We start from the raw sequence: 26,262 nt of genomic DNA on the forward strand, positions 1-26,262 counted from the left end.
ACCATGAAGCCCACGATGCGAGTGGAGATCCTTGGCCCCCTGCGGGTGCGCGACGACGCCGACCGGACCGTCCCCGTCGCGGGCGCTCGGCTGCGCTCGCTGCTGACGCGCCTCGCGCTCGACACAGGCGAGGTCGTCGGCACCGGCGCGCTGTGCCGAGCGGTCTGGCCCGACGGCGGCCCCGACGACCCCGGCCACGCCTTGCAGGCGCTCGTGTCGCGGCTGCGCGCCGCACTGCCCGACGACGCCGAGATCCGCGCCGCCTCCGGCGGCTACCGCCTCGCCCTGCCGCCCGACGCGGTCGATGTCCACCGCTTCGAGCGCCTCGCCCGCGCCGGGCGCCTCGCGCTCGAAGACGGCCGAGGCGAGGACGCCGCGCCGCTGCTGCGCGAGGCGCTCGCCCTCTGGCGAGGCGAGCCCCTCGCCGACCTGCCCGACGCCGTCGCGGCCGCCACGCGCCTCGACGAGCTCCGCCTCGCCGCGCTCGAAGACCGCTTCGCCGCCGAGATGCCGGACCGCGCCGCCGACTCGATCCCCGAACTCACCGAGCTGACCGAGGCCCATCCGCTCCGCGAACGACTGCACGCCCTCCTGATCGACGCGCTGCGCGCCGACGGGCGCGGGGCCGAGGCCCTGGCGGCCTTCGCGCGGATCCGCGACCGCCTCGCCGACCGACTCGGCGCCGACCCGGGACCGCAGCTGCGCGAGGCGCACCTCGCCGCGCTCCGGACCGAGCGGCCCGAGCGCCGAGGCAACCTCAAGGCGCCGATCAACCGGCTCATCGGCCGCGACGCCGAACTGGCCCAGATCGCCGAACGCCTCGACGCGGGCCGACTCGTCACCCTCGTCGGCCCCGGAGGGGTGGGCAAGACCCGCCTGGCCACGGCCGTCGCCGTCGACCGCGATTCCCCCGGCGGCGTCTGGACGGTCGAACTCGCCGCCGTCACCGGCGCAGGCGACGTCGCCCCGGCCGCCGTGGCCGCGCTCGGCCTGCGCGACGCCGCCGTCCCGCGAGAGGCGCTGACCCGGCTGTCCGAGGCGCTCGGCGCCGGTGGGACGCTGCTGGTCCTCGACAACTGCGAGCACGTCGTCGACGCCGCCGCCGCACTGGCCGCCGACCTGCTCGGCCGCTGCCCGAACCTGTCGATCCTCGCGACCGGGCGCGAGCCGCTCGGCATCACCGGCGAGCTGCTGGTGCCCGTCCTCCCGCTCGATGCCGACGCGGCCGTGCGGCTCTTCACCGAACGCGCCCGAGCGGTGCGGCCCGATTTCGAGCCGACCGCGCCGGTCGCCGAACTCTGCGAGCGCCTCGACCGGCTCCCGCTGGCCATCGAACTGGCCGCCGCTCGCCTGCGCACCATGCCCCTCGACACCATGATGTCCAAACTGGATGACAGGTTCGCGCTGCTGCGCGGCGGCAGCCGCACCGCCCTGCCCCGCCACCGGACGCTGAGTGCCGTCGTCGCCTGGAGCTGGGAACTGCTCACCGACGACGAGCGCGAGGGAGCCGAGCGCCTCGCCGTCTGCGCCGGAGGATTCACCGCCGACGCGGCCGAACACCTCGGCGCGCCACTGGAATCCCTGGTGGACAAGTCACTGGTCCAATTCGATGGCGGCCGCTACCGGATGCTGGAGACGATCAGGCAGTACGCGCTGGTGCAGGCGACGGACCTCCACCAGGCCCGCGCCGCCCACGCCGCCCACTTCCTCGCCCTGGCCGAACACGCCGCACCGCGGCTGCGCGGCAGTGGGCAACTGCCCTGGCTCTCGCGCCTGACCGCCGAGCGCGACAACCTCAACGCCGCCGTCGACTTCGCCTGCGAGACCGGCGACGCCGACACCGCGGTGCGCCTCTGCGCCGCCCTCGGCCACTTCTGGGCGATCCACGGCGAGCACGGCGCCGCGCTCACCAGACTGCTGGCCGCGCTCGCCCTGCCCGGCTCGGCCCCGCCCGAGACCCGGACTGCCGCCACGGCGATGTGCCTGTTCCACGCCCTGTTCGCCGGAGACCCGGACGCGGTCCTCACCGCCGACCCGCCGCTGCGCCCGGCCGACCCCATCGGCAAGGCGATCCACGCGATGCTCACCGGCGACGGCCCGCCCGCGGCCGAGCCCGGCACTGAACTCCAAGACCCCTGGAAACGCGGCATGCTCGCCCTCATCAAGGCCATGAGCAACGGCAACGGCGGCACGTTCGAGCAGATGCACCGCGAACTGATCGCCGCGAGCGCGGGATTCGGCGAGGCGGGCGACCGGTGGGGACTGGCCAGCGCGCTGACCTACGCCGCGCTCGCCACGGTCGCCCTGGGGGACTTCACGACGGCGCTGAAGGAGATCGACGAGGCGGCGGCGGTCGCCGCCGAACTCGGCTCCAACGACTACCAGCGGGTGTGGCGGGCCGTCATCCGCGTCAGCGCCGGTGAGATCGACCGGGCCCGCGACGAGCTCACCGGCATCGTCGAGGCCGCCGCGGGACTCCCCGCCGCCATAGCCGGTGTGACGCTCGCCGAACTGGCTCGCCACGACGGCGACCACCGAGCGGCCGGACGGTATCTCGACGGCGTGGCCGAACGCGCCGCCGACGACGCCATGCTCCAGACGATGCTCTGGGACGGGCGCGGCCGCCTCGCCGTGGAGACCGGCGAGGCCCGCGAGGCGGCGGCCGCGTTCGCGCGCGCCTTCGACCTCGCCCGCCGCACCGGCGACATGGGCCTGGTGGCGACGGTGGCCGTCGGGGTCGCCATGCTGCTGCTCCGCCGCGGCGAACCGGTCACCGCGGCCGAGTTGCTGGGGGCGGCCTCCCTGTGGGACCTCGGCATGTCCGGCCTCGACACCCGGCGGCTGGCCGAGCGCCTGCGCGCCGAACTGGGCGAGAGCGACTTCACCGCCGCCCTCCAACGAGGCGAGCGCCTCGGCCGGGCCGAGACGCTCGCTCTCGTGGAGGCTCAGACCCGCCGCTGGTAGGCCCACACCGACAGCGGCACCAGGACCACCAGGAACCCCGCCGACCACAGCAGCGTGGCCGTCACCGGCCCGGCCACCGGGCCGCCCACGAGCAGCCCCCGCACGGCCTCCACCCCGTGCGTGACCGGATTGATGTCGATCCACGCCCGAAGCCACCCCGGCATCGTCTCGGTGGGAGCCACCATGGAGGTGCCGAACGCCAGCGGGAAGATCCCGAGGAACGCGATGGTCTGCACGATCGCCTCCTCCTTGATCAGCACCCCGACGAAGACGCTGATCCAGCTGAGCGAGAAGCCGAGCGTCACCGCCACACCGCAGGCGGCCAGCGCCGAGAGCAGGTCGGTCTCGACCCGGAACCCCATGAGGTAGCCGACGGCGAACAGCGTCACCAGGGTGACGACGTACCGCGCCGAGTCGGCGACCACCGAGCCGATCAGCGGCGCCGAACGGCCGATCGGCATGGAGCGGAACCGGTCGAAGACGCCCTTCTTGATGTCGCGGTTGATGCTCATGCCCGTCGCCAGCAGCCCGGCCAGCACCGTGCTCATCACCATGATGCCCGGGAAGAGGTAGCGCAGGTACTCGCCGGTCGAACCGGACACCGCCCCGCCGAACAGGTAGACGAACAGCAGCAGGAACGTGACCGGCATGAACAGCGCGTCGAGGAAGATGCCCGGATTGCGCCGGACCTTGGTGAGCTCGCGCCCGGTGAGCGCGAGGCTGTGCCGGACCAGCCCCCACCTCATCGTTGTATTCACTGCGGATCGTTCGGTCTGATCGCGGATGCCGGTGGTCATGCCGCGGACTCCTCTCGCTCGTCATGGCGCCCGGTCAGGGCGAAGAACACCTCGTCGAGGCTCGGCAGGCGCAGCGACAGCTCGGCCACCTCGACGCCGCCCGCGTCGAGCGCCCGCGTGACCTCGGTGAGCGCCCCGGCCGTGTCGACCGGGACGGTGAGCGCCCCGCCGCCGCTCTCGGCGGGCTCGCTGCCCGAGACGGCGCGCAGGACCTTGGCCGCGACTCTCGCCCCCTCGGCGTCGGCGGCGCGGACGGCGATGGTCAGCCCGCCGACGATCCGCTTGAGCTCGGCGGGCGTGCCGTGCGCGATGACGGCGCCGTGGTCGATGACGGTGATGTCGTCGGCCAACGCCTCGGCCTCCTCCAGGTACTGGGTGGTGAGCAGGACGGTGCGGCCGTCGGCCGTCATCGACCGGATGGTGCGCCACAGGTCCTCGCGCTTGCCCGGGTCGAGCCCGGTGGTCGGCTCGTCGAGGAAGACGATCCGCGGGTCGCCGACCATGCCCGCGGCCAGGTCGAGGCGCCGCCGCATGCCCCCCGAATACGTCGAGACGCGCCGCGCGGCGTCCTCGGCCAGATCGAACAGGCCGAGCAGCTCGTCGGCCCGGGCCCCGGCGCGGGCCCGGCCCATGTCGAGCAGCCTGCCGAGCAGGACGAGGTTCTCGCGGGCGGTCAGGTCCTCGTCGACCGAGGCGTACTGGCCGGTCAGCCCGATCAGGCGCCGCACGTCGGCGGCGCGCTTGACGACGTCGAGCCCGCCGACCTCGGCGCGGCCCTCGTCGGGGCGCAGCAGGGTCGCGAGGATGCGGATGGCGGTGGTCTTGCCCGCGCCGTTCGGCCCGAGCACGCCCAGGACGGTCCCGGACCTGGCGGCCAGGTCGACCCCGGCGAGCGCCGTGGTCTTCCCGAACCGTTTCACCAGTCCTTCTGCTTCGAATGCGTAGTCCATGCCCCGAAGGCTCCGCGCCGCCCTCACAGCGCGCTCACACGCCGCTCTCATCGCCCGCGCCCGCCGTGAGCCGGAATCCGGCGCTCGTTGAGAAGCGAGGCAACCCGAACGGGCCCCGGCCGCGTCTTACCGACGTACGCCGCCGACGACCTGCTCAGTGGAACCGGCGGCGGACAGACCGCGATCCCGGCGGTGGTGGACCGCCGGGATCGCGGTGCGAAACGCCCGCTACCCGTCCAGCCCCATGCGCTCCTCGAGGTCGAACCACTCGGCCGCCGTCTGCGCCAGCCGCGCTCGCGTCCGGCGGTCGAACCGCGGCGAGGTGCGGATCTCCAGCACGGCGCCTTCGGCCAGGCGCGTCCACAGCCACTCGGTCCCGCCCGTGAGCGGGATACAGGCGTAGGACTCCTGGCCGGTCTCGGGCACCGCTTCGAGCCGGTGGTCCTTGCGCACCACCTGCAACCGCTCCTCCGGCGTGGTGCCGAACACGCGCGACTCCAACCGCTCGGCGTTCGTGTTGCCGCTCGGCTGCCCGAACAGGAGCAGCAGCGCCACCTCGACATGCGAACCGTCGTCCAGGACGAACCGGGCCCGCGCGTAGCCGACGTGCCGTCGCATCGCCCGGACCTTCGGGTGAAGCGTGTCGAGACGAACCACTTCGGACACCGGCCTGCCGGTGGCCTTCGCGATCTGCTCGGGCGTGAGCGGGTCCCGGTCGACACTCCCACGGGGTCGCCGGAGGTCGTACATGGCCCGCGTGCCGCCGACCGGCGCGCACCACCGCACCACGAGCAGCCCTCCGCCGATGATGGCGACCGCAGAGACCAACGCCGCGCCGACGATCACCGCCGTCTCGGGCACTCCCACGCCTTGCAACCACGCCGCGGCCATCAACACCAGGCCCAGCACGCCGATCCAGAGCAGCACCCGCAGCAGCACCCGCACGATCAACGGCAGCGGGAACTCGACCTGCCGTCCGCCCTTCGGCTCCTGCGACCACGCCACCATGGTGCACATGAGGGTGGCCAGTACGATCGTTCCCCCCAGGACCCCCCAGCCCGTCGCCCACGGCCCCCATTCGAGCTGGTACCGCAGCGCCACGGCCAGGTAGATCGGTGCCGCCGGCAGCGCGAGAGATGTCAGCAGGAGCAGCAGGAAATTCACCGACACGGGCACACGAGGACGCGGCGGATCGGGGTAGACGAGGTTCTCAGGGGTGGGGGAAGCCATGCCTTGAAGCGTATTGCACCGCATCAATAAGGCCCAATTGACCTGGCAATCTTGAAATCAGGCCGTAAATGTCTCTAGGCTCGGTCGCACCGATCGAAGGGAGCCGGCCATGGCCACTGAGGACACTTTCGCCCACTGCATCGAACCCGGCCCGCTCACCGCGGGCGGACCCCACCGGGCCGCCCTGAAGGCGCTGCCCGCCGCCCTCCCCGAACTGTTCGCGGCCGTGCAGGGCCTGCTGATGCACGACTACTGCCGGGAGCAGTACGGTCTCGAACGCGTGCCCGAGTACACCGACACCGCCCACCTGCGGTCGGCCGAGCACATCGTCGGCCGCCTCCTCGCGGGCGGCCGGTCCCTGAACGAGCGGCGGGAGCCGGGTGAGCGACTCGGCGGCAGCTGCCGCCACTTCACACTGATCGCCGTCGCCGCCCTGCGCGCCCACGGCACCCCCGCCCGCGCCCGCTGCGGCTTCGGCACCTACTTCCAACCCGACTGGTACATCGACCACTGGGTGGTCGAACGCTGGGACGCCGCGACCGACCGGTGGGTCCTCTGCGACGCCCAGATGGACGAGGTCATCACGCCCGGGCTGCCCGTCGCCATCGACCCGCTCGACCTCACCCGCGACCAGTTCGTCGTCGCGGGCGAGGCGTGGCGGCGCTACCGCGCCGGTGCAATCGATCCCGACCGATGCGGCCTCCTGGACGAGGGCAAGTCGGGCCCGTGGTGGATCGCCGGCAACCTCATCCGCGACATCGCCGCACTCGCCGGGACGGAGCTGCTGCCCTGGGACGTGTGGGGCGCCATGCCGGCCCCGGACGAGACCATCGGGAACGAACTGCTGGAGCTGTTCGACGAGCTCGCCGCGATCACCGCCGACCCCGACACCGCCGCCGACGTCCGCGATCGCCACGGCCGCGACGACCGCCTCCGCGTGCCCGACCAGGTCTTCAACTTCCTGCGCCAGGCCCGCGAACCGGTTATCACGCCCGCATGAGCGGCGGCCCGGCCATCTCGGCGGGTGGGCATGCCGCGGTGAGATACGGTTCCCTGCGTACGTGACAACGAAGGAGTGACCGATCGTGGACGTGGAACGCACCGAGCTGCCCGGCATCGGTGTCCGGTTTGAGTTCGAGACCAAGCGCGGCGTGCACCTCGGCATCGTCGCCCACCGAGAGGGCCGCAGGGACTTCATCCTCTACGACCCCGACGACCTCGACACCGCCCTCGAATGCGTCGTCCTCGACGCCGACGAGTCGGTCGCGGTCGGCGAACTGCTCGGCGGCGCCCGCATCGTCGAGAAGCTCAACCGGCTGCACCACGAGATCGAGAACCTCGTCTCCCGCCAACTGCTGGTCGACGCCACCAGCCCCTACGCCGAGCGGCCCCTGGGCGACACCCGCGCCCGCACCCGCACCGGCGCCTCGATCGTCGCCGTCGTCCGCGACTCCGGCGTCGAGACCGGCCCCCCTCCCTCGGCGACCCTGCACGTCGGCGACCGGCTGGTCACCATAGGCACGGAGGAGTCGGTCGAGAAGGTCGAGCGCATTCTGCGCGGGCTCGAGTAGCGTATGGACCATCTCGTCGAAGTATTCCTCCAACTCGGCCTGGTCATCGGCGCGCTCGGCATCCTCGGAGCCCTGGCGGGCAAATTCGCCATCTCCGCGATCCCCCTCTACCTGCTCGCCGGACTCGCGTTCGGCGACGGCGGCCTGCACGACCTCAACGCCGTCCAGAACTTCCTCGACATCGGCGCCGAGGTCGGCATCGTCCTGCTCCTGTTCGCCCTCGGCCTCGAATACACCCCCCGCGAACTCACCGGCACCATGCGCACCTCCTGGAAGGGCGCGATCGTCGACCTGGTCCTGAACTTCGCCCCCGGCGCGGCCTGCGCGCTGCTGCTCGGCTGGGGCCCGCTCGCCGCGGTCGTCTTCGGCGGCGTCACCTACGTCTCCTCCTCGGGCATCATCGCCAAGGTCCTGTCCGACCTGGGCTGGCTCGGCAACCGCGAGACCCCGACCGTGCTCTCGCTCCTGGTGGCCGAGGACCTCGTCATGGCCCTCTACCTGCCGATCGTCACCACGATCCTGGCCGGCCTCGCCTTCGCCCAAGCCGCCTGGGGCCTCGCGCTGGCCCTGCTCGCGGTGGGCGCGGCGTTCTTCGTCGCCTCCCGCGGCGGCAGCCTGCTCTCGCGCTTCCTGGCCTCCCCGAGCGACGAGATCCTCATGCTCAAGGTCCTGGGCATCATCCTGGTCGTCGCCGGTCTTGCCGAGCAGGTCCACGTCTCGGCCGCGGTCGGCGCCTTCTTCGTCGGCATGGCGCTGGCGGGCGAGGTCTCGCACCAGGCCGAACGCGTCCTCGACCCGTTGAAGAACCTCTTCTCGGCGGTCTTCTTCGTCAACTTCGGGCTCCAGACCGACCCGCAGGACCTGCCGCCGGTGCTCGTGATCGCCGTCGTCCTGGCGGTGGTGACGATCGCCACGAAGTTCGCCACCGGCTGGTGGGCGGCAAGGCAGGGTGGCTCGTCCTTCACCGGGCGCTTGCGCGCCGGCCTGGTGCTGCTGCCGCGCGGGGAGTTCTCCATCGTCATCGCGGGCCTCGGCGTCTCGGCGGGCCTGGACCCGGAGCTGGGCACGCTGGCCGCGGCCTACGTGCTCATCATGGCCGCGCTCGGCCCGATCGCGCCGCGCCTGGCCGACCCGATCGCGGCGAAGCGGCGCCGCCGGATCCGCGCCCGCAAGATCAAGGCCGCCGCCGAGGCGGCGGAGGCGAGCCGCGCGGCGTGAGGCCCCCGTCTGATAGAAAACTAGGATGACCGAGAACCCGTCCCGTCCCGCCGATGAGGTCGTCGAGATCGCCCGCGATCTCATCCGCATCGACACCACCAACACCGGCGACCACGCGACCTCAAAAGGGGAGCGCGCCGCCGCCGAGTACGTCGCCGAGAAGCTCGCCGAGGTGGGCCTCGAACCGAAGATCTACGAGTCCCTGCCCGGCCGCGCCTCCGTCGCCGCCCGCTACCCGGGCGCCGACCCGAACCGCGGGGCCCTGCTGCTGCACGGCCACCTCGACGTCGTCCCCGCCGAGGCCGACGAGTGGAGCGTCGACCCCTTCGGCGGCGAGATCTCAGGCGGCTACCTGTGGGGCCGCGGCGCGGTCGACATGAAGGACTTCGACGCGATGCTCCTGGCCGTCGTCCGCGGCTGGCGCCGCGCGGGGAAGGTCCCGCCGCGCGACCTGGTCCTGCTGTTCACCGCCGACGAGGAGGCCGGTTCCGACCACGGCGCCCGCTTCATGGTCGAGGAGCACCCAGAGGTGTTCGACGGGGTCACCGAGGCGATCGGCGAGGTCGGCGGCTTCTCCATGACGCTCGAGAACGACCTGCGCGTCTACGTTGTCCAGACCGCCGAGAAGGGCCTGGACTGGCTGCGCCTGCGCGCCGCCGGGCGCCCCGGCCACGGCTCGATGCTCCACGACGACAACGCCGTCACGCGCCTGAGCAGGGCCGTCGCCAACATCGGCCAGCACGACTTCCCGGTCGAGATGACGCCGACGGTGCGCCAGTTCCTCGAATCGGTCTCCGAGCTGACCGGCGTCGAGTTCGACCCGAACAACCCGGACGAGACGGTCGCGAAGCTCGGCCCGGTCGCGCGCCTGGTGGGCGCGACGCTGCGCAACACCGCGAACCCGACCCGCCTGAACGCCGGCTACAAGACCAACGTCATCCCGTCCTCGGCCGAGGCCGTCCTCGACTGCCGGTCGCTGCCGGGCCGCAACGACGAGCTCGAGGCGAAGCTGCGCGAGCTGGCGGGCGAGGGCATCGACTTCGACTACGAGATCCGCCAGGCCGGTATCGAGACCTCCTTCGACGGCCCGCTGGTCGACGCGATGGCCGAGGCGATCCGCCTGTCCGACCCGGGCGCCAGGACCGTCCCGTACATGCTCTCGGGCGGCACCGACGCGAAGGCCTTCGCGTCGATCGGGATCCGCTGCTTCGGCTTCGCGCCGCTGAAGCTCCCCGCCGACCTGGACTTCACCGCGCTCTTCCACGGCATCGACGAGCGCGTCCCGATCGAGGGCCTCCAGTTCGGCGTCACCGTCATGCACCGTTTCCTTTCGCAGTGCTGACTCTCGCAGAGCTGAACGACTGACCTCGGCGGGGGTGGTGAGCATGCTCACCACCCCCGCCGCACTCGCCCTCTGGACAGGACCCCGCAGCATCCCTTAGCCTCTTAGGCATGTGGCTTTACTTCATTTAGCGGCCTACAGGGCATCGCGTCGAGCACCGCTCCGTGAACCCATGCGGCACCGCGCGCCACAGTCTCCTGTCTCTTCATGACCGTGCTTCCGCGTGCGCGCCGCTTCTCCCGTCCCCACACCGTGACCGGCTGCTGCCTGGAGGCGCCTTGCTCCACCGCACTCAACTGTCCATTGCAGAAATCACTAAGCGCTACGGCGACAACCTCGTCCTCGACCGGGTCTCCTTCACCGTCAAACCGGGGGAGAAGATCGGCGTCGTCGGCGACAACGGCTCGGGCAAGTCCACGCTGCTGCGACTCCTCGCCGAGGTCGAGGAGCCCGACAACGGCGAGCTCACCGTCCGCTCGCCGGACGGCATCGGCTACCTGCCGCAGCGCCTCGACCTGCCCGACGAGCAGACCGCCGCCGACGCGATCGACCTCGCCCTGGCGGACCTGCGGGCCATCGAGGCCGACATGCGCCAGAGCGAACGCGCCCTCGCCGCCGGTGAGGACGCCGCCGAGGCGTACGCCGGGCTGCTCGCCCGCTTCGAGGCCCGCGAGGGCTGGGACGCCGACCTGCGCGTCGACCGCGCCTGCGCGGCCCTCGGGCTGCCCGGGCTCGACCGGGACCGCCCGCTCGGGACGCTCTCGGGCGGCGAGCGCTCACGCCTGATGCTGGCCGCGACCCTCGCGTCGCGACCGGCGCTGCTGCTGCTCGACGAGCCGTCCAACGACCTCGACGCCGAGGCCGTCGCCTGGCTCGAAGACCAGCTGCGCACCTACCCGGGCACCGTCGTGGCCGTCACCCACGACCGGGCGTTCCTCGATGCCGTCACCACCACCATGATCGAGGTCGCCGACCGCAAGGTCCGCCGCTACGGCGACGGCTACGGCGGCTACCTCGCCGCGAAGGCACTCGAGCGGCGGCAGGCGCAGGAGGCGTACGAGCGCTGGACCGCCGAGGTCGACCGCCAGCAGGGCATCGTGGACGCCAACGTCGGCAACCTGAACGCGATCCCGCGCAAGCTGCCGATGGCGAACATGGGCACCGGGTCGTTTCGGGCCCGCAGCCGCACGCATGGGGCCGGCAGCCGCATCAAGATGGCCAAGCAGCGACTCGAACGGCTGCGCGCCGAACCGGTGCCGCCACCGCCCGAACCGATGCGGTTCGCCACCGACATCGCCACCACCGGCGCCGACGCCGCACAGCCCGCCATCGAGCTGTCCAGCGTCCGCGTCGGCGACCGGCTTCGCCTGCCCGAACTGGTCGTCGAGCACGGCGAGCGCGTCCTCATCACCGGCCCCAACGGCGCGGGCAAGACCACGCTCCTGCGCCTCATCGCCGGTGAGCTCGAACCGGACGAGGGCACCGTGGCGCGCAGCGGCGCGGTCGGCCACCTGCGCCAGCGCTCGGAGCCCGGCACGGACCGCCAGTCGGTGCTGCGGGCATTCGCCGAAGGCCGCGTCGGCACGCTCGAAGAGCACGCCGAGGCGCTGTACCGCCTCGGCCTGTTCGAGCCCGAGCGGTTCGGCAGGCCCGTGGCCGCCCTCTCGGTCGGCCAGCGTCGCCGCCTCGAACTGGCCCGCCTCGTTTCGAGGCCGGTGGACGTGCTGCTGCTCGACGAGCCGACCAACCACCTCTCGCCGGTGCTCGCCGAGCAGCTCCAGGAGGCCCTGGCCTCCTACACCGGCACGGTGGTCCTGGTCAGTCACGACCGGCGCCTGCGCGAGTCCTTCACCGGGCGTCGCCTGGAGATGGACGCCGGAGCACTCATCGGGTCGCCATGACCAGCTCGCGCCCGGCCGATGCGCACTGCTCCGCGTACTCGGCCGGGGGCGAGCCGATCAGGTCCTTGAAGTCGTGCGTGAAATGCGCCTGGTCGGACCAGCCCAGCTCGACGGCGAGCCGGGCGAGATCGACCGCCGGATCGGCGGCCAGCCGGTCGGCCGCGTCGTGGATCCGGTAGCGGCGGATCAGCCACTTCGGCCCCAGCCCGATATAGGACTGGAACAGCCGCTGGACGCTCTTCGGCGACATGGCGAACCGCGCGGCAGCCTGGTCGACGCGGGTGATCGAGCGGTCCTCCAGCATCGCCGAGACGATCCGCAGCAACCGCTCGTAGCGCGGAGCGGGCCGCTCGGGCAGCCGCTCGGCCAGGAAGGCAGAGACGAGGCGGACCGCGTCACGGTCGCCCCCGCTCATGGCGATCGCGTTCAGCTCCTCGACCTCGGGGCCGTACAGGGCGGCCGCGCCGATCGTCCAGTCGGGGAGGGCTGCGGTCTCCTCGCCGGTGAAGGCCGCGAACCCGCCGGGCCGGAACTTCACCCCGAAGACCCGCCCGGCCCCCGTCAGCGGATGCCGGGAGAGCGCCGTGCCCGGCCCGTGCACCTCCGCGCCCAGCCCCGGCATGAAACTGAGGTTGACGCTCGGATGGGGGATGATCACCGACTCGTACGAGGCCCCCGCGGGCAGGTCCCAATGCACCGACCAGTACCGCTCCACGTACGTTCCCAACGGGCCCTCGACCGGGTATCTGCGCAGGTCGATGTGCCGGGCGGCCTCCTGCGGCCGCAGCAGGCCCTTGTCGCTGGCGGTGCGTCGTTCCACGTCCCCGATGCTAGGCCGGGGGTACGTCGCTTTTTTACAAGCGCCGACGGCGCCGCGCGGCGAGACTGGTCCCATGAGCGAGAACAACAAAGTCAATCCGATCCCCGAGGGATACCACTCGATCACGCCGTTCATCGTCGTCAACGAGGGCGCCAAGGCCGTCGAGTTCTACAAGAACGTCTTCGACGCGAAGGTCCTCACGCGCAACGACGGCCCCGACGGCTCGGTCATGCACTGCGAGCTCCAGATCGGGGACTCGATCGTCCAGCTCGGCGACGCCAACCCGGCGTTCGGCCTGGCCTCGCCGGATCCCGAGCAGATCACCGCCAGCCTCGTCCTGTACGTCGAGGACTGCGACGCGGTCTACGCCAAGGCCGTCGAGGCCGGCGCGACCGTCCGCGAGGAGCCCTCGGTGTTCCTCACCGGGGACCGCTACGCCTCGATCGCCGACCCGTTCGGCCGCCGCTGGTCGATCATGACCCGCGTCGAGGACGTCTCCCGCGAGGAAGGCGAGCGCCGCGTCGACGAGTGGATCGCCTCCATGGGCTCCGGCGAAGGTCAGTAACTCTCCGGGTAGCCCACCGTCGGCGCCGAGACGTCGTCGAGGGCCAGCCTGATCTCCGGGGGCAGGAACAGCTGCTCCGCGGCCAGGGACGCCCGCAGCTGCGTAGCGTTGCGGGCGCCCACGATCGCCGAGGCGACGCCCGGCTGGTCCCGCACCCACGCCAGCGCCACCTCCAAGGGGCTGACCCCCAGCCCCTCGGCGGCGGTGGCGACCGCTTCGACGATGCCCGCCGACCGCTCGTCCAGATAGGTCGTCGCGAACCGCGACCACTGCGCCGAGGCCGCCCGCGAGTCCGAGGGCCGCCCGAACCGGTACTTGCCGGTCAGCACGCCCCTGCCCAGCGGCGACCACGCCAAGAGGCCCAGCTCCATCGCCAGGCACGCCGGCAGCACCTCCCGCTCGACCCCCCGCTGGAGCAGCGAGTACTCGACCTCCGAGGCGACGATCGGCGTCCGCCCCGGCCAGGCCGACTGCCACGCGCACCCCCGCGCCGTCTGCCAACCAGTGTGATTGGACACTCCCACATAGCGGACCTTGCCGCTGCTGACGGCCATGTCGAGGGCCGCCATCGTCTCCTCCACCGGCGTGTCCGGGTCGTAGACGTGCAGCAGCCACAGGTCGATGTAGTCGGTGCCCAGGCGGCGCAGCGAGTGCTCCAGGCAGCGCATGAGCCACCCTCGCGAGGTGTCGCGCTTGCGGTCCGAGCCGTCGGTGCGCACCCCCGCCTTCGTGGCGATGTGGATCTCCGACCGCGCCACGACCTTCCCGATGAGCTGGCCGATCGCGGCCTCGGCCGCGCCCTGCCCGAACACGTCGGCGGTGTCGACGAGGGTCCCGCCGGCCTCGACGAACGTCTGGAGCTGCGCGGCGGCGTCCTCCAGCCCGACCTCGTCGGTGGTCCACGTCATCGTGCCAAGCCCGAGGGAGGAGACCTCGATGCCGCTGCGTCCAAGTGGTCGGCGTTCCATGGTCACACAAGGTACATCGAGCAAGTCTCGGATATCCACGCGCTTTCCCTCGCAACCCGATCGTGTCCGCCCTCGGCCGTCCGGCCGAGCCGCCCGGCGCCGCTCCTCCCGCGGAAGGACCCGCGTTCCGGCCGGGCGACCGAGGCCCCCTGGCGCTGCGGCCAATAGCCTCACTGATGCACCGCGCGCCCCGGCGTCAGATGCGGCCCCCGAGCCCGGGGCGGCTACGCTGTCGGACGTTGAAATCTGAAGGGAACCCGAGTTGGACATCTGGCAAGCGATCATCCTCGGCATCGTCGAGGGCATCACCGAGTTCCTCCCGATCTCGTCCACCGGCCACCTGACGGTCTTCTCGGCCTTCATCGGGCTCGACCCCGCCGCCGAGGAGATCATCGCCTTCAACGCGGTCATCCAGGGCGGGGCGATCCTGGCGATCCTGGTCTACTTCCTCAAGGACATCGTCGGCATCGCCAAGGGCTGGACCATCGGGGTGTTCAACCGCGAGCGGCGCGGCCGGGAGTACCGCTTCGGCTGGTACGTCATCGTCGGCTCGATCCCGATCGCCGTCGCCGGGCTGCTCATCGAGGACTACATCGATGCCGTGTTCAACCTCTACGCGGTCGGCATCGGCGCGATCGCGTGGTCCTTCGTCATGTGGTTCGGCGAGCGCGCCGCCACCCACCAGCGCAGCGAGGCCCACATCAACATGAAGGACGCCCTCTTCGTCGGCGGTATCCAGGTGATCTCGCTGTTCCCCGGCGTCTCCCGCGCCGGAGCGACCATGACCGCCGGGATGCTGCGCGACCTCGACCGCACCACCGCCACCCGCTTCTCGTTCTTCCTCGGCATCCCCGCCCTGGTCGGCGCCAGCCTCCTGGAGATGAAGGACGCCGTCGGCGGCGACCTGCCGCTCGCCTCGCTCATCACCGGCGTCATCGTCTCCGCCGGCGTCGCCTACGTCGTGACCGCCTGGCTGATGAAGTTCATAACCACCCACACCTTCATGCCGTTCGTGTGGTACCGCATCGCCTTCGGACTGATCATCATCGCCATCGTCGCGGCGGGCCTCGTCCCGGCCTGACCGCTGGCCGCCCGGCCGAGCGCGAACTACGATCGCGGCTATGGAATCTTGGACCGCACCCGACGTCCCCGCCCTGCCCGGACGCGGGCCCGCCCTGCGCCTGCACGACACCGCCACCGGCGAGCCGCGCGAGGCGGTGCGGCCCGGCGCCGAGCGCGCCACCATGTACGTGTGCGGCATCACACCCTACGACGCGACGCACCTGGGCCACGCGGCCACGATGATCACCTTCGACCTGGTGAACCGCTACTGGCGCGACCAGGGCCTCGAAGTCGACTACGCCCAGAACGTCACCGACGTCGACGAGCCGCTGTTCGAGCGCGCCGAGCGCGACGGCACCGACTGGCAGGTCCTCGGCCTGCGGGAGACCGCGCTCTACCGCGAGGACATGGAGTCGCTGAGCGTCATCCCGCCGCGCCACTACATCGGCGCCGTCGAGACGATCCCGCTGGTCGGCAAGGCCGTCGCCGAGCTCCTCGAATCGGGCGGCGCGTACCGGCACGACTCGGGCGACGTCTACTACTCCGTCGCCGCGGCCCCCGCGTTCGGCGAGGAGTCGAACTACGACCGCGAGACCATGCTCGGCTACTTCCGCGAACGGGGCGGCGACCCCGACCGCGAGGGCAAGCGCGACCCGCTCGACCCGATCCTGTGGAACGCCCCGCGCGAGGGCGAGCCCTCGTGGGACTCGGCCGTCGGCCCCGGCCGCCCCGGCTGGCACATCGAATGCGCCTGCATCGCCCTCGAACACCTCGGCACCACCATCGACGTCCAGGGCGGCGGCTCGGACCTGATCTTCCCCCACCACGAGATGTCGGCCGCCCACGCCGAGTCGCTCACCGGCGACCGGCCCTTCGCGCGCGCCTACGTCCACACCGGCATGATCGGCCTCGACGGCGAGAAGATGTCGAAGTCCCTGGGCAACCTCGTGTTCGTCTCCAAGCTCCGTGCCGAGGGCGTCGACCCCGCCGCCGTGCGCCTGGCGCTGCTGGCCGGGCACTACCGCGCCGACCGCCAGTGGACCCGCGCCGGGCTCGCCGAGGCCGAACTGCGCCTCGGCCGCTGGCGGGAGGCCTGCTCGCGCGAGCTCGCCGTCCCGGCCGGTGCCATGCTCACCGCCGTCCGGGGCCGCCTGGCCGACGACCTCGACGCCGCCGGGGCGCTCGCCGTGGTCGACGCATGGGCCTCGGAGACCCTTTCCGCTGGTGGCGACGACCCGTCCGCGCCCGCCCTGGCCCGCGACACGATCGAAGGATTGCTCGGAATAGACTGCTCACGCTTATTGTGCGATATGTCGAGTCTCGGTACGCTCCAACAGAGCGTAGCCGACTCCCCACGCCGCCAGAGGAGTCGCAATTGAAGATCCTGCTGCTGGTCTCGGCTTTCAACGGGCTGACCCAGCGAGTCTGGTGTTCCCTGCGCGAACAGGGACATGACGTCGGCGTCGAACTCGCCCCCGCGTTCGACGGCCCCGAATCGCTGACCCGCGCCGTCGAGCGGACCGACCCCGACCTGATCCTGTGCCCCTTCCTGAAGCACCGGGTCCCCGACGAGGTGTGGCAGCGGTGGACCACCGTCATCATCCACCCCGGACCGGTGGGCGACCGCGGGCCGTCCTCACTGGACCACGCCATCCTCGATCGGCGCGACCGCTGGGGCGTCACCGCCCTCTCCGCGGTCGAGGAGATGGACGCCGGGCCCGTCTGGGCCACCTCCACCTTCGACCTTCCGCGGGCAGTCACCAAGAGCGCCCTCTACAACAGCCTCGTCGCCGACGCGGCCATGGAATGCGTCGCCCGGACCGTCCGCAAGGTCGCCGACGGCGAGCAGCCCCTGCCGCCCGCCGAAGTGCCGCGGGTCGTCCGCGGCACCACCGAGCTGCCGCTGCTGCGCCGCAAGGCCTTCGAGATCGACTGGCGCGCCGGCGCCGACGAGGTCGCCCGCCGCGTCGCCGCCGCCGACGGCGCCCCCGGCGCACCCGCCGACCTCGGCGGCAAGAGCTACTGCCTGTTCGACGCGACCGCCGTCCCCGACCAGCACGGCGCCGCCCCCGGCACCGTCGTCGGACGCAACCTCGAATCGGTCGCCATCGCCTGCGGCCAGGGCACCCTCTGGGTCGGCTACGCCGCCGAATTCACCACCAAGCGAGGCCCCAAGCTCCCCGCCTCGATGGTCATCGACGCCTCCCGCGCGCCGTTCCTGCCCGTCCCCGACGCGGCCGCCGAGTCCGCCTACCGCCGCGAAGGCGACATCGGCTACCTCACCATCCGCTCCTACAACGGCGCCATGCACACCGAGCAGTGCCGCCGCCTGACCGCCGCCGTCGAGAAGGCCCTCACCGAGGACACCCGGCTCCTCGTCCTCACCGGCACCGAGCACGCCTTCTCCAACGGCATCCACCTCGGCGTCATCGACGCCGCCCCCGACCCCGCCGCCGAGGCGTGGGCCAACATCCGCGCCATCGACGAGCTGTGCACCGCCGTCGCCGCGGCCGACCAGCTCACCATGGCCGCCTTCAGCGCCAACGCCGGCGCCGGCGGCGTCATGGCCGGTCTGTGCGCCGATGTCACCGTCGCCCGCGACGGCGTCGTCCTCAACCCGTACTACGACATGGGCATCTTCGGCTCCGAGCTGCACACCTGGACGGTGGCCGGCCGCGTCGGACCCGACCGAGCCGCCTCCCTCCTCGGCGACAAGCTCCCGATCTCGGCCGCCCAGGCCGCCCGCATCGGCCTGATCGAGGCCGTCGGCCCCCGCGAGTGGTCCTCGTTCGGGCACTGGCTGAGCGCCGTCGCCGTCGGCTACAACGAGCCGGTCAGCCGCGGACGCCTGCACGCCGCCAAGGAGCGGCGCCGCGCCGAGTCCAGGCCGCTGTCGTACTACCGCACGATCGAGCTGGCCGAGATGGCCCGCGACCTCTTCGACGACCGCCACGGCTTCGAGGGCATGCGGCGCGCGTTCCTGCGCAAAACCGCCCCCGTCGCCACACCCGCGAAACTCCGCTTCGCATAGGCCGCCGATGCCGCTCCGGCGGCATCGGCGAACGCGTTGACAGGCCGGTCCAGACCTGATCCACTGGCACTATGTTCGAAGAAGGACAGTATTTCGCGCCGGTCAACACCGACGCAGACGGCACGGTCGTCGTGGAACTGGGTGAGAACCACCCGGGATTCGCCGACGCCGAATACCGCGAGCGGCGCAACGCCCTCGCGGCACTCGCATTGGACTGGGAGCCCGGGGAACCGGTACCGACGGCTTCCTACACCGATGACGAACACGAAGTGTGGCGGCTGGTCAGTGCGGAACTGGCCGTCAAACACCGCGAACTGGCCGCACGCGAGTACCTGGAGGGCACCGAGCGCCTCGCGCTGCCGGGCGACCACATCCCGCAGCTCGCCGAGGTCTCCGAGGCCCTGGAGCCGCTCACCGGGTTCAGCTACCGGCCCGCCGCCGGACTGGTGCCCCTCAGGGACTTCTACGGCGTGCTCGGCGAGGGCAAGTTCTACGCAACGCAGTACATCAGGCACCACTCGGTGCCGTTCTACACGCCCGAACCGGACGTCGTCCACGAGGTCATCGGCCACGCCAACGCGCTGGCCTCGCCCCGCTTCGCCGCGCTCTACCGCGCGGCCGGGGACGCGGCCCGCCGCGTCCACTCCGAGGACGCGCTCGAGTTCGTCTCCCGCGTCTTCTGGTTCACCCTCGAATTCGGCGTCATGAGCGAGCCGGACGGCCTCAAGGCCTACGGCGCGGGCATCATGTCCTCCTACGGCGAGATCGACGAGTTCAGGGGCATGACGATCATGCCGCTCGATCTGGCCACCATGGGCACGATCGACTACGACATCACCCAATACCAGGACAAACTGTTCGACGCCGGGTCGATGGACCAGCTCGAGGACGTCGTGGGGGAGTTCTGGGCCACCTGCGACGACGACGCGATCGAGCGGATCAAGGTCGAGGCGGTGCCTTAGCGGTAGTGACGCCGCTTGTCGGCGTCCTCGATCGCGTGGCGTACCGCCAGTCGAACGATCCAATAGAGGACAAAGGCGCCGATGAAGAGGTAGAACAGGGTGACTGTGAGGGCTTCCATGCGCCCGATCGTATCGGGCGCACGGGCACCGCTCAGTACAGCTGCTTCTCGTAGACCTCGCCGTAGTACGCGGTGAGCTCCTCGAGCGTCTTGTCGACCGTCTGCGTCTCCTTGACCATCTGCGCGTGGGACGGCAGCACGTCGGGCGTCCATGTCTCGGGCTTCCAGATCCCCGAGCGCATGGACGACTTGCCGCAGTGGAAGAAGATCGTCTCGATCTCCACCACGAGCGCCAGGATCGGCTTGTGGCCCTTGACGACCATGTCCTCGAAGAACGGCGCGTCCGACACCACGCGGGCGCGCCCGTTGATCCGCAGCGTCTCCCGGCGCCCCGGCAGGAGCGAGAGCAGCCCGACGTGCGGATTGGACAGGACGTTGCGGTAGCCGTCGACGCGCTTGTTGCCCTTGCGCTCGGGGACGGCGACCGTGGTGTCGTCCAGCACGTGGACGATCCCGCCGGGGTCGCCCTTCGGCGAGGCGTCGCAGTTGCCCTCGGCGTCCGAGGTCGCGACCACGCAGTACGGCGAGACGGCGAGCCACTCGCGGTCCCGCTGGTGGAGCTTGGGGCGCTCCTTCTTGGCCGCCTGGGGATTGACCTCTCCCACGATCTCCCGCAGCCGCTCCGGATCGGTCACTTCAGTCCACAAACGAGTATCGACGGCGTCCATCTGCATCCCTTCGCGATCCGGGGGCTTCCGCCCCGATGTTACTCCCGAGTCCCACCACGCCCGTGATCATTCCCACCACGTGGCCCGCCAGGCGCAGCGGCACCGTCCCGCTCGGGTCTCCGCAGCCGCCCGGCCGCGGCGCGGACCGTCCGCGCCAGCCGTGAACGACACCATGTCCACGTGGTGAAACCCCCCTCCCACCTCCCGGCACACCCCATTACCCTTGAGGACGTGTCTGCACTGAACAGCTTCCTCGAGACCCTCAGCCGCCGCGTCGTGATCGCCGACGGGGGCATGGGCACCATGCTGCAGACCTTCGACCCCCCGCTCGAGGACTTCGACGGCCACGAGGGCCTCTCCGACATCCTGTGCCTGACCAGGCCCGACATCGTCCTCGCCATCCACGACGCCTACCTCGCCGCGGGCGCCGACTGCGTCGGGACCAACAGCTTCAACGCCAACTACGGCGGCCTGATCGAATACGGCATCACCGAGCGCGCCCGCGAGCTCGCCCGCGCCGCCGCCGCCCTAGCCCGACAGAAGGCCGACGAGCACGCCACCCCCGAGTGGCCCCGCTTCGTCCTCGGCTCCATGGGCGGCGGCACCCGCCTGCCCACCCTCGGCCACGCCCCCTACGCGATCCTGCGCGACCACTACCGCGAGTGCGCCTCCGGGCTCATCGAAGGCGGCGCCGACGCCATCCTCATCGAGACCGCCCAGGACCTCCTCCAGGCCAAGGCCGCCGTCATCGGCGCCAAACGCGCCAACGCCGACCTCGGCACGAACACCCCGATCATCGCCCAGGTCACCGTCGAGACCACCGGCACCATGCTCGTCGGCGGCGAGATCGGCGCCGCGCTCACCAGCCTCACCGCCCTCGGCGTCGACCTCATCGGCCTCAACTGCGCCACCGGCCCCGACGAGATGAGCGAGCACATCCGCCACCTCTCGCGCCACTCGCCCGTCCCCATCTCGGTCATGCCCAACGCCGGCCTGCCCGTCCTCGGCCCGAACGGCGCGGTCTACCCCCTCACCCCCGACGAGCTCGCCGACGCCCACGAGGACTTCGTCAAGAACTACGGCGTGAACCTCGTCGGCGGCTGCTGCGGCACCACCCCCGACCACATCCGCGCCGTCCGCGCCCGCCTCAGCGCCTCCGACGGCACCGGCGCCCCCGAGCGCCTCCTCGCCCCCAAGGAGCGCACCCCCGTCATCGAACCGGGCGTCTCCTCCTCCTACCACCACATGCCCTACCGCCAGGACGCCTCGATCATCAACGTGGGCGAGCGCACCAACGCCAACGGCTCGAAGGCCTTCCGCAACGCCATGCTCGACGCCGACTACGACCGCTGCGTCGAGATCGCCCGCGAGCAGACCCGCGGCGGCTCCCACATGCTCGATTTGTGCATCGACTACGTCGGCCGCGACGGCGCCGAGGACATGCGCGTCCTCGCCTCCCGCTTCGCCACCGCCTCCACCCTGCCGATCATGCTCGACTCCACCGAGCCGAACGTGGTCGAGGCGGGTCTGGAGGCCCTCGGCGGCAAATGCGTCGTCAACTCCGTCAACTTCGAGGACGGCGACGGCCCGAACTCCCGCTACCAGCGCATCATGCCGCTCGTGGCCGAGCACGGCGCCGGCGTGGTCGCCCTGTGCATCGACGAGGACGGCCAGGCCCGCGACCGCGACTGGAAGGTCCGCGTCGCCGAGCGCCTCATCGCCGACCTCACCGGCACCTGGGGCATGAGGATCGAGGACATCTTCGTCGACGCCCTCACCTTCCCCATCTCCACCGGCCAGGAGGAGACCCGCCGCGACGGCCTGGAGACCATCGCCGCCATCCGCGAGATCGCCCGCCGCCACCCCGGCGTCAACTTCACTCTCGGCGTCTCCAACATCTCCTTCGGCCTCAACCCGGCCGCCCGCCAGGTCCTCAACTCCGTGTTCCTCCACGAATGCGTCGAAGCGGGCCTGACCAGCGCCATCGTCCACGCCTCCAAGATCCTGCCGATGGCCTCCATCCCCGAGGAGCAGAAGCAGGTCGCCCTCGACATGGTCTACGACCGGCGCACCGACGACTACGATCCGCTCCAGAGGCTCATCGAGATCTTCGACGGCGTCAGCCTCGCCGGATCCAAGGAGGCCCGCGCCGAGGCGCTCGCCGCGCTCCCGCTCGGCGAGCGCCTCGCCCAGCGCATCATCGACGGCGACAAGAACGGCCTCGACACCGACCTCGACGCCGCCCTCGCCGAGGGCAAGCGGCCGCTGGAGATCATCAACGACCACCTCCTCGAGGGCATGAAGGTCGTCGGCGACCGCTTCGGCGCGGGGCAGATGCAGCTGCCGTTCGTCCTCCAGTCCGCCGAGGCCATGAAGTTCGCCGTCGCCCACCTCGAACCCCACATGGACAAGGCCGACGCCACCGACAAGGGCACCATCGTCCTGGCCACCGTCCGCGGCGACGTCCACGACATCGGCAAGAACCTCGTCGACATCATCCTGTCCAACAACGGCTACACCGTCGTCAACCTCGGCATCAAGCAGCCCATCAACGCCATCCTCGACGCCGCCGAGACGCACGGCGCCGACGTCATCGGCATGAGCGGCCTGCTCGTCAAGTCCACGGTCATCATGAAGGACAACCTCGCCGAGATGATGGCCCGCGGCCTCCACAGCCGCTGGCCCGTCCTCCTCGGCGGCGCCGCCCTCACCCGCGCCTACGTCGAGGACGACCTGCGCGAGATGTTCGAGGACGGCCAGGTCCACTACGCCCGCGACGCCTTCGAGGGCCTCTCGCTCATGGACCGCGTCATGACCGCCCGCCGCACCGGCGTGCCGATCACCGACCCCGAGCGCGAGGCGAAGATCGCCAAACGGCGCGAGCGCCGCGCCAAGCAGGCCACGCTCGTCGCCGAGTCGCTCCCCGACCTCGACGACACCTCGGTGCGCAGCGACGTCGCCACCGACGTCGACGTGCCCAGGCCGCCGTTCTTCGGCACCCGCGTGGTCAAGGGCATCGCCCTGGCCGAATACGCCGCGATGCTCGACGAGCGCGCCACGTTCCTCGGCCAATGGGGCCTCAAGCCCACGCGCGGCGACGGTCCCTCCTACGAAGAGCTCGTCGAGACCGAAGGACGGCCGCGCCTGCGCCACTGGCTCGACCGCCTCCAGACCGACAACGTCCTCGAAGCCAAGGTCGCCTACGGCTACCTGCCGTGCTACTCCGAGGGCAACACCCTGGTCGTCCTCGACGAGAACGCGCACGCCGAACGCGCCCGCTTCACCTTCCCCAGGCAGCGCCAGGGCCGCCGCCTGTGCCTGGCCGACTTCTTCCGCGCCAAGGACGGCGAACGGCTCGACGTCCTCGGCATGCAGGTGGTCACCCTGGGCTCCAAGGTCTCCGAGTACACCAAGCAGCTGTTCGAGGCCAACGCCTACCGCGACTACCTCGAAGTCCACGGGCTCACCGTCCAGCTCACCGAGTCGCTCGCCGAATACTGGCACCGGCGCATCAGGCGCGAATGGGCCCTGCCCGGCGGCGCCACCGTCGCCGACGCCGACCCCGACGACCTGGGAGGCATCCTCGACGTCGACTTCCGCGGCTGCCGCTACTCCTTCGGCTACCCGGCCTGCCCCGAGCTGTCCGACCGCGCCACGCTCGTCGAACTGCTCGGCGCCGACCGCATCGGCGTCGAACTGTCCGAAGGCGACCAGCTCCACCCCGAGCAGTCCACCGACGCGATCGTCCTCCACCACCCGGAAGCCAGCTACTTCAACGCCAAGTAACGACCGCGCAGGCCCGGCGCCGATGGGGCGCCGGGCACCGCGCGGCGAGCCCCAAGCGCCCGCCGAGACGCCACCGGGCACCATGGTCCCCATGTCGCACGAACTCGTCGCCTTCCTCGGCGTCATGGACGCCGGAAAGTCCACACTCGCCCTCCAGTACCACCACTCCCTCGGCGGGGACGGCATCCTCTACACCACGATGGACCGCAGCGGCGAAGGCGTCATCTCCAGCCGCATCGGACTGGAGCACAAGGCCAAGGAGATCACCGCCGACCTCGACCTCTACGACGACCTCGCCGAACTCCGCCCGCCCTACGTCGTCGTCGACGAAGTCCAGTTCCTCACCGCGCCCAAGCAGATCAACCACCTCGCCGACGCCGTCGACGGCCTCGGCCTCGACGTCTACGCCTTCGGCCTCAAGACCGACTTCCTCGGACGGCTCTTCCCCGCCTCCCAGCGCCTCATCGAACTCGCCGACCGCGTCGAAGAGCTCCCCGTGCGCGTCAACTGCTGGTGCGGCGACCGCGGCACCCACAACGCCCGCCTCCGCGACGGCGTCATGGTCTTCGCGGGCGACCTCGTCGAAGTCGGCGACATGGACTCATACACCGTCCTGTGCCGCCGCCACCACCGGGCCGGACTCGCCTGAGGCTTGTGAGCCCGCTCGCGACCGCGCGCCGATCCCGCCGGTCCCACACGCCACCGCCGTACCGTCTAAGGCGTGAATGACTTCCCGCAAGCCGTGCTCTTCGACATGGACGGCACCCTCCTCGACTCCGAGCCGCTCTGGGACGTGGCGCTGGAAGAGCTCGCCATCGAGCTCGGCGGCACGCTCGAACCCGAAACCCGCGCCAGCATGATCGGCACCAACGAGGCCGCCACGGTCGTCATCCTCCTCGAAAGCCTCGGCCTCCCCCTCGAAGCGGCCGACGAGCACCAGGCGTGGCTGCGCACCCGCATGCGCGAGCTGTTCGCCGCAGGCGTCCCCTGCAAGCCCGGCGCCCGCGAACTCCTGCTCGAAGTGAACGCCGCGGGCGTGCCCACCGCGCTGGTCACCTCCACCCCCCGGGAACTGACCGACCTGCTGCTCAGCCACCTCGACCCCGGCAACTTCGACCTCGTCGTCTGCGGCGACGAAGTCGAGCACAAGAAGCCCGACCCCGAGCCCTACCGCACCGCCGCCGAGAAGCTCGGCGTCGACATCACCCGCACCGTCGTCCTGGAGGACTCCCTCACGGGCGTCACCTCCGCCTTGGTAGCCGGCGCGGTCACCATCGCGATCCCCAGTGAAGTCCCGCTCCCGCCCTCGGTCGAAGTCCGCACCCTCAAGACCCTCGACGGCATCGACCTCGACTATCTCCGCGGCCTCGGCTGACCCGAAAACGCCTTGACCCGCGAGACGGCGGGCACCAACCTGGTTCAGATGGAACCCAGCCACGCCATCGTCAAGGCCCTCGCCGACCCCGCGCGCCTGCGGGCCTTCGCCCAGATCGTCCTCGCCGGCGACGCCGGAGCCGACCCCGCCGACCTGGAAGAACGAACGATCCCGCGACTCCTCCGATCCGGCCTGGTCACCCGCGAGGACAACCGGCTCCACGCCGAACCGAAGGCGTTCCAGACCGCCGCCGCGGCCGCCCGCAAGGCCAACCCCGACGCCCCCGCCGACGTCGCGCCGAACCTCGCCGACTTCTACTCCGAAGGCCGCATCGCCGTCCGGCCCACCCGCCGCGCCACCCGCGTCGCCCTCCTGCGCGATCTCGCCGGGCGCCTGTTCGAGTTCGACCGCGTCTACACCGAACGCGAGATCACCGACGCCCTCGCCACCCAATACGACGACCCGCTCCAACTGCGCCGCGACCTCATCGACGAACTCTTCCTCGAACGCACCGCGGGCGGACGCGAATACCGCCGCCGCGAGGCCCCGCCGATCTAAGCTCCAGGACCGCGGCGCGGCCAGCGCGTCGCGGTGCCGATCCCCCCACGCACCGAGCGGCGCCAGCGCCTCGTTCAACTCCTCGCCCAGCGGCGTCAGCGAATACTCCACCCGCGGCGGCACCTCCGCGTACAGCTCCCGGCGCACGATCCCCGACGCCTCCAACTGCCGCAGATTCTCCGCGAGCACCTTCTCGCTCACCCCGGTGAGCATCCGCCGGATCCGCCCGAACCGCACCGGCCCCTCGGCGAGCACCCACATCAGGTGCATCTTCCACTTGCCGCCGACCACGTCGATCGCGATCGACATCCCGCAGACTTGATCTGTGTCACTGACGGCGCGCACCGGGCTCCCCTCGACCATATTCCGAACCTC

At 71.3% G+C, this 26,262-nt stretch carries 22 protein-coding genes and 1 pseudogene; 15 read left to right on the forward strand and 8 right to left on the reverse strand.

The features are described 5' to 3' along the window. The first annotated feature begins 3 nt into the window (after positions 1–3). The gene (locus H613_RS0111630; protein ID WP_084546557.1) at positions 4–2,964 is read left to right on the forward strand and encodes an ATP-binding protein; all 2,961 of its coding nucleotides are present in this window, start codon (positions 4–6) and stop codon (positions 2,962–2,964) included. On the opposite strand, the gene H613_RS0111635 is transcribed toward H613_RS0111630, so the two are convergent. From H613_RS0111635 to H613_RS0111645, 3 genes are all read right to left on the reverse strand, one after another. Next, positions 2,946–3,761, reverse strand: coding sequence for an ABC transporter permease (locus H613_RS0111635; RefSeq protein ID WP_084546558.1), 816 nt, complete (start codon positions 3,759–3,761; stop codon positions 2,946–2,948). The two genes, H613_RS0111630 and H613_RS0111635, sit on opposite strands and share 19 nt — an antisense overlap. Next, positions 3,758–4,711, reverse strand: a complete 954-nt coding sequence (locus H613_RS0111640) for a daunorubicin resistance protein DrrA family ABC transporter ATP-binding protein (protein ID WP_026923934.1) — start codon at positions 4,709–4,711, stop codon at positions 3,758–3,760. Before H613_RS0111640 ends, H613_RS0111635 begins: the two co-directional genes overlap by 4 nt. 228 nt (positions 4,712–4,939) lie before the next feature. After that, on the reverse strand, positions 4,940–5,941 hold the full coding sequence (locus H613_RS0111645) for a hypothetical protein (protein WP_156925975.1): 1,002 nt from the start codon (positions 5,939–5,941) through the stop codon (positions 4,940–4,942). 109 nt (positions 5,942–6,050) lie between these two features. Here H613_RS0111645 and H613_RS0111650 point away from each other — a divergent pair, with 109 nt between their 5' ends. The 5 genes from H613_RS0111650 (at position 6,051) to abc-f (ending at position 11,973) form a co-directional block, all read left to right on the forward strand. Next, a complete protein-coding gene (locus tag H613_RS0111650) occupies positions 6,051–6,941 on the forward strand; it encodes a transglutaminase domain-containing protein (protein WP_051393265.1) in 891 nt (296 codons plus the stop codon). Positions 6,942–7,026: 85 nt separating this feature from the next. Next, a complete protein-coding gene (locus H613_RS0111655) occupies positions 7,027–7,512 on the forward strand; it encodes a cation:proton antiporter regulatory subunit (RefSeq protein ID WP_026923937.1) in 486 nt (161 codons plus the stop codon). Between the two features lie 3 nt (positions 7,513–7,515). Further along, positions 7,516–8,730: a cation:proton antiporter gene (locus H613_RS26075; RefSeq protein ID WP_035737758.1), complete on the forward strand. Its 1,215-nt coding sequence runs from the start codon at positions 7,516–7,518 to the stop codon at positions 8,728–8,730. 25 nt (positions 8,731–8,755) lie between these two features. Further along, on the forward strand, positions 8,756–10,072 hold the full coding sequence (locus H613_RS0111665; RefSeq protein ID WP_026923938.1) for a M20/M25/M40 family metallo-hydrolase: 1,317 nt from the start codon (positions 8,756–8,758) through the stop codon (positions 10,070–10,072). Between the two features lie 278 nt (positions 10,073–10,350). Further along, complete coding sequence (abc-f, locus tag H613_RS0111670; RefSeq protein ID WP_035737761.1) at positions 10,351–11,973, forward strand: ribosomal protection-like ABC-F family protein; 1,623 nt, start codon at positions 10,351–10,353, stop codon at positions 11,971–11,973. On the opposite strand, the gene H613_RS0111675 is transcribed toward abc-f, so the two are convergent. Next, complete coding sequence (locus tag H613_RS0111675; RefSeq protein WP_026923940.1) at positions 11,957–12,793, reverse strand: AraC family transcriptional regulator; 837 nt, start codon at positions 12,791–12,793, stop codon at positions 11,957–11,959. The two genes, abc-f and H613_RS0111675, sit on opposite strands and share 17 nt — an antisense overlap. Before the next feature lie 73 nt (positions 12,794–12,866). On the opposite strand from H613_RS0111675, the gene H613_RS0111680 reads away from it, so the two are divergent. Beyond that, positions 12,867–13,358, forward strand: a complete 492-nt coding sequence (locus H613_RS0111680) for a VOC family protein (RefSeq protein ID WP_026923941.1) — start codon at positions 12,867–12,869, stop codon at positions 13,356–13,358. On the opposite strand, the gene H613_RS0111685 is transcribed toward H613_RS0111680, so the two are convergent. Continuing rightward, the gene (locus H613_RS0111685) at positions 13,352–14,326 is read right to left on the reverse strand and encodes an aldo/keto reductase (protein ID WP_026923942.1); all 975 of its coding nucleotides are present in this window, start codon (positions 14,324–14,326) and stop codon (positions 13,352–13,354) included. The genes H613_RS0111680 and H613_RS0111685 overlap by 7 nt on opposite strands. Positions 14,327–14,588: 262 nt before the next feature. Between H613_RS0111685 and uppP the strand changes: the two genes are divergently transcribed. The 4 genes from uppP (at position 14,589) to H613_RS0111705 (ending at position 19,381) form a co-directional block, all read left to right on the forward strand. Beyond that, complete coding sequence (uppP, locus tag H613_RS0111690) at positions 14,589–15,407, forward strand: undecaprenyl-diphosphatase UppP (protein ID WP_026923943.1); 819 nt, start codon at positions 14,589–14,591, stop codon at positions 15,405–15,407. A gap of 40 nt (positions 15,408–15,447) precedes the next feature. Continuing rightward, the gene (mshC, locus tag H613_RS26080) at positions 15,448–16,767 is read left to right on the forward strand and encodes a cysteine--1-D-myo-inosityl 2-amino-2-deoxy-alpha-D-glucopyranoside ligase (RefSeq protein WP_084546560.1); all 1,320 of its coding nucleotides are present in this window, start codon (positions 15,448–15,450) and stop codon (positions 16,765–16,767) included. After that, positions 16,764–18,419, forward strand: coding sequence for an enoyl-CoA hydratase-related protein (locus H613_RS0111700; RefSeq protein WP_026923944.1), 1,656 nt, complete (start codon positions 16,764–16,766; stop codon positions 18,417–18,419). The genes mshC and H613_RS0111700 overlap by 4 nt, the downstream gene beginning before the upstream one ends. A gap of 71 nt (positions 18,420–18,490) precedes the next feature. After that, entirely contained in the window at positions 18,491–19,381 is an 891-nt protein-coding gene (locus tag H613_RS0111705) for a phenylalanine 4-monooxygenase (RefSeq protein ID WP_026923945.1), read from the forward strand. On the opposite strand, the gene H613_RS32355 is transcribed toward H613_RS0111705, so the two are convergent. Continuing rightward, the gene (locus tag H613_RS32355) at positions 19,378–19,500 is read right to left on the reverse strand and encodes a hypothetical protein (RefSeq protein WP_281171190.1); all 123 of its coding nucleotides are present in this window, start codon (positions 19,498–19,500) and stop codon (positions 19,378–19,380) included. The two genes, H613_RS0111705 and H613_RS32355, sit on opposite strands and share 4 nt — an antisense overlap. Positions 19,501–19,532: 32 nt before the next feature. Continuing rightward, the gene (locus tag H613_RS0111715; RefSeq protein WP_026923946.1) at positions 19,533–20,168 is read right to left on the reverse strand and encodes a pyridoxamine 5'-phosphate oxidase family protein; all 636 of its coding nucleotides are present in this window, start codon (positions 20,166–20,168) and stop codon (positions 19,533–19,535) included. 240 nt (positions 20,169–20,408) lie between these two features. On the opposite strand from H613_RS0111715, the gene metH reads away from it, so the two are divergent. The 4 genes from metH to H613_RS26085 all read left to right on the forward strand — a co-directional run bounded on the left by metH (position 20,409) and on the right by H613_RS26085 (position 25,887). Then, complete coding sequence (metH, locus tag H613_RS0111720; RefSeq protein WP_026923947.1) at positions 20,409–23,954, forward strand: methionine synthase; 3,546 nt, start codon at positions 20,409–20,411, stop codon at positions 23,952–23,954. Positions 23,955–24,045: 91 nt separating this feature from the next. Beyond that, complete coding sequence (locus tag H613_RS0111725) at positions 24,046–24,603, forward strand: thymidine kinase (protein WP_035737763.1); 558 nt, start codon at positions 24,046–24,048, stop codon at positions 24,601–24,603. Positions 24,604–24,696: 93 nt separating this feature from the next. Continuing rightward, entirely contained in the window at positions 24,697–25,329 is a 633-nt protein-coding gene (locus H613_RS0111730) for an HAD family hydrolase (protein WP_026923949.1), read from the forward strand. A 48-nt stretch (positions 25,330–25,377) separates the two neighbouring features. Then, on the forward strand, positions 25,378–25,887 hold the full coding sequence (locus tag H613_RS26085; RefSeq protein WP_156925977.1) for a DUF2087 domain-containing protein: 510 nt from the start codon (positions 25,378–25,380) through the stop codon (positions 25,885–25,887). A gap of 6 nt (positions 25,888–25,893) precedes the next feature. On the opposite strand, the pseudogene H613_RS32360 reads toward H613_RS26085, so the two are convergent. Continuing rightward, positions 25,894–26,232: pseudogene (locus H613_RS32360) on the reverse strand (winged helix-turn-helix transcriptional regulator); the annotation flags it as partial. Between the last annotated feature and the right edge of the window lie 30 nt (positions 26,233–26,262).

Source organism: Glycomyces arizonensis DSM 44726, assembly GCF_000482705.1.
In the GTDB taxonomy this organism is placed as follows: Bacteria; Actinomycetota; Actinomycetes; order Mycobacteriales; family Micromonosporaceae; genus Glycomyces; species Glycomyces arizonensis.

Bases quoted from the DNA above. Each gene is read 5' to 3' on its own strand.
- H613_RS0111630 (WP_084546557.1), top strand. From the start codon at position 4: ATGAAGCCCACGATGCGAGTGGAGATCCTTGGCCCCCTGCGGGTGCGC.
- H613_RS0111635 (WP_084546558.1), bottom strand. From the start codon at position 3,761: ATGACCACCGGCATCCGCGATCAGACCGAACGATCCGCAGTGAATACA.
- H613_RS0111640 (WP_026923934.1), bottom strand. From the start codon at position 4,711: ATGGACTACGCATTCGAAGCAGAAGGACTGGTGAAACGGTTCGGGAAG.
- H613_RS0111645 (WP_156925975.1), bottom strand. From the start codon at position 5,941: ATGGCTTCCCCCACCCCTGAGAACCTCGTCTACCCCGATCCGCCGCGT.
- H613_RS0111650 (WP_051393265.1), top strand. From the start codon at position 6,051: ATGGCCACTGAGGACACTTTCGCCCACTGCATCGAACCCGGCCCGCTC.
- H613_RS26075 (WP_035737758.1), top strand. From the start codon at position 7,516: ATGGACCATCTCGTCGAAGTATTCCTCCAACTCGGCCTGGTCATCGGC.
- H613_RS0111665 (WP_026923938.1), top strand. From the start codon at position 8,756: ATGACCGAGAACCCGTCCCGTCCCGCCGATGAGGTCGTCGAGATCGCC.
- H613_RS0111680 (WP_026923941.1), top strand. From the start codon at position 12,867: ATGAGCGAGAACAACAAAGTCAATCCGATCCCCGAGGGATACCACTCG.
- H613_RS0111685 (WP_026923942.1), bottom strand. From the start codon at position 14,326: ATGGAACGCCGACCACTTGGACGCAGCGGCATCGAGGTCTCCTCCCTC.
- mshC (WP_084546560.1), top strand. From the start codon at position 15,448: ATGGAATCTTGGACCGCACCCGACGTCCCCGCCCTGCCCGGACGCGGG.
- H613_RS0111705 (WP_026923945.1), top strand. From the start codon at position 18,491: ATGTTCGAAGAAGGACAGTATTTCGCGCCGGTCAACACCGACGCAGAC.
- H613_RS32355 (WP_281171190.1), bottom strand. From the start codon at position 19,500: ATGGAAGCCCTCACAGTCACCCTGTTCTACCTCTTCATCGGCGCCTTT.
- H613_RS0111715 (WP_026923946.1), bottom strand. From the start codon at position 20,168: ATGGACGCCGTCGATACTCGTTTGTGGACTGAAGTGACCGATCCGGAG.
- H613_RS0111725 (WP_035737763.1), top strand. From the start codon at position 24,046: ATGTCGCACGAACTCGTCGCCTTCCTCGGCGTCATGGACGCCGGAAAG.
- H613_RS26085 (WP_156925977.1), top strand. From the start codon at position 25,378: ATGGAACCCAGCCACGCCATCGTCAAGGCCCTCGCCGACCCCGCGCGC.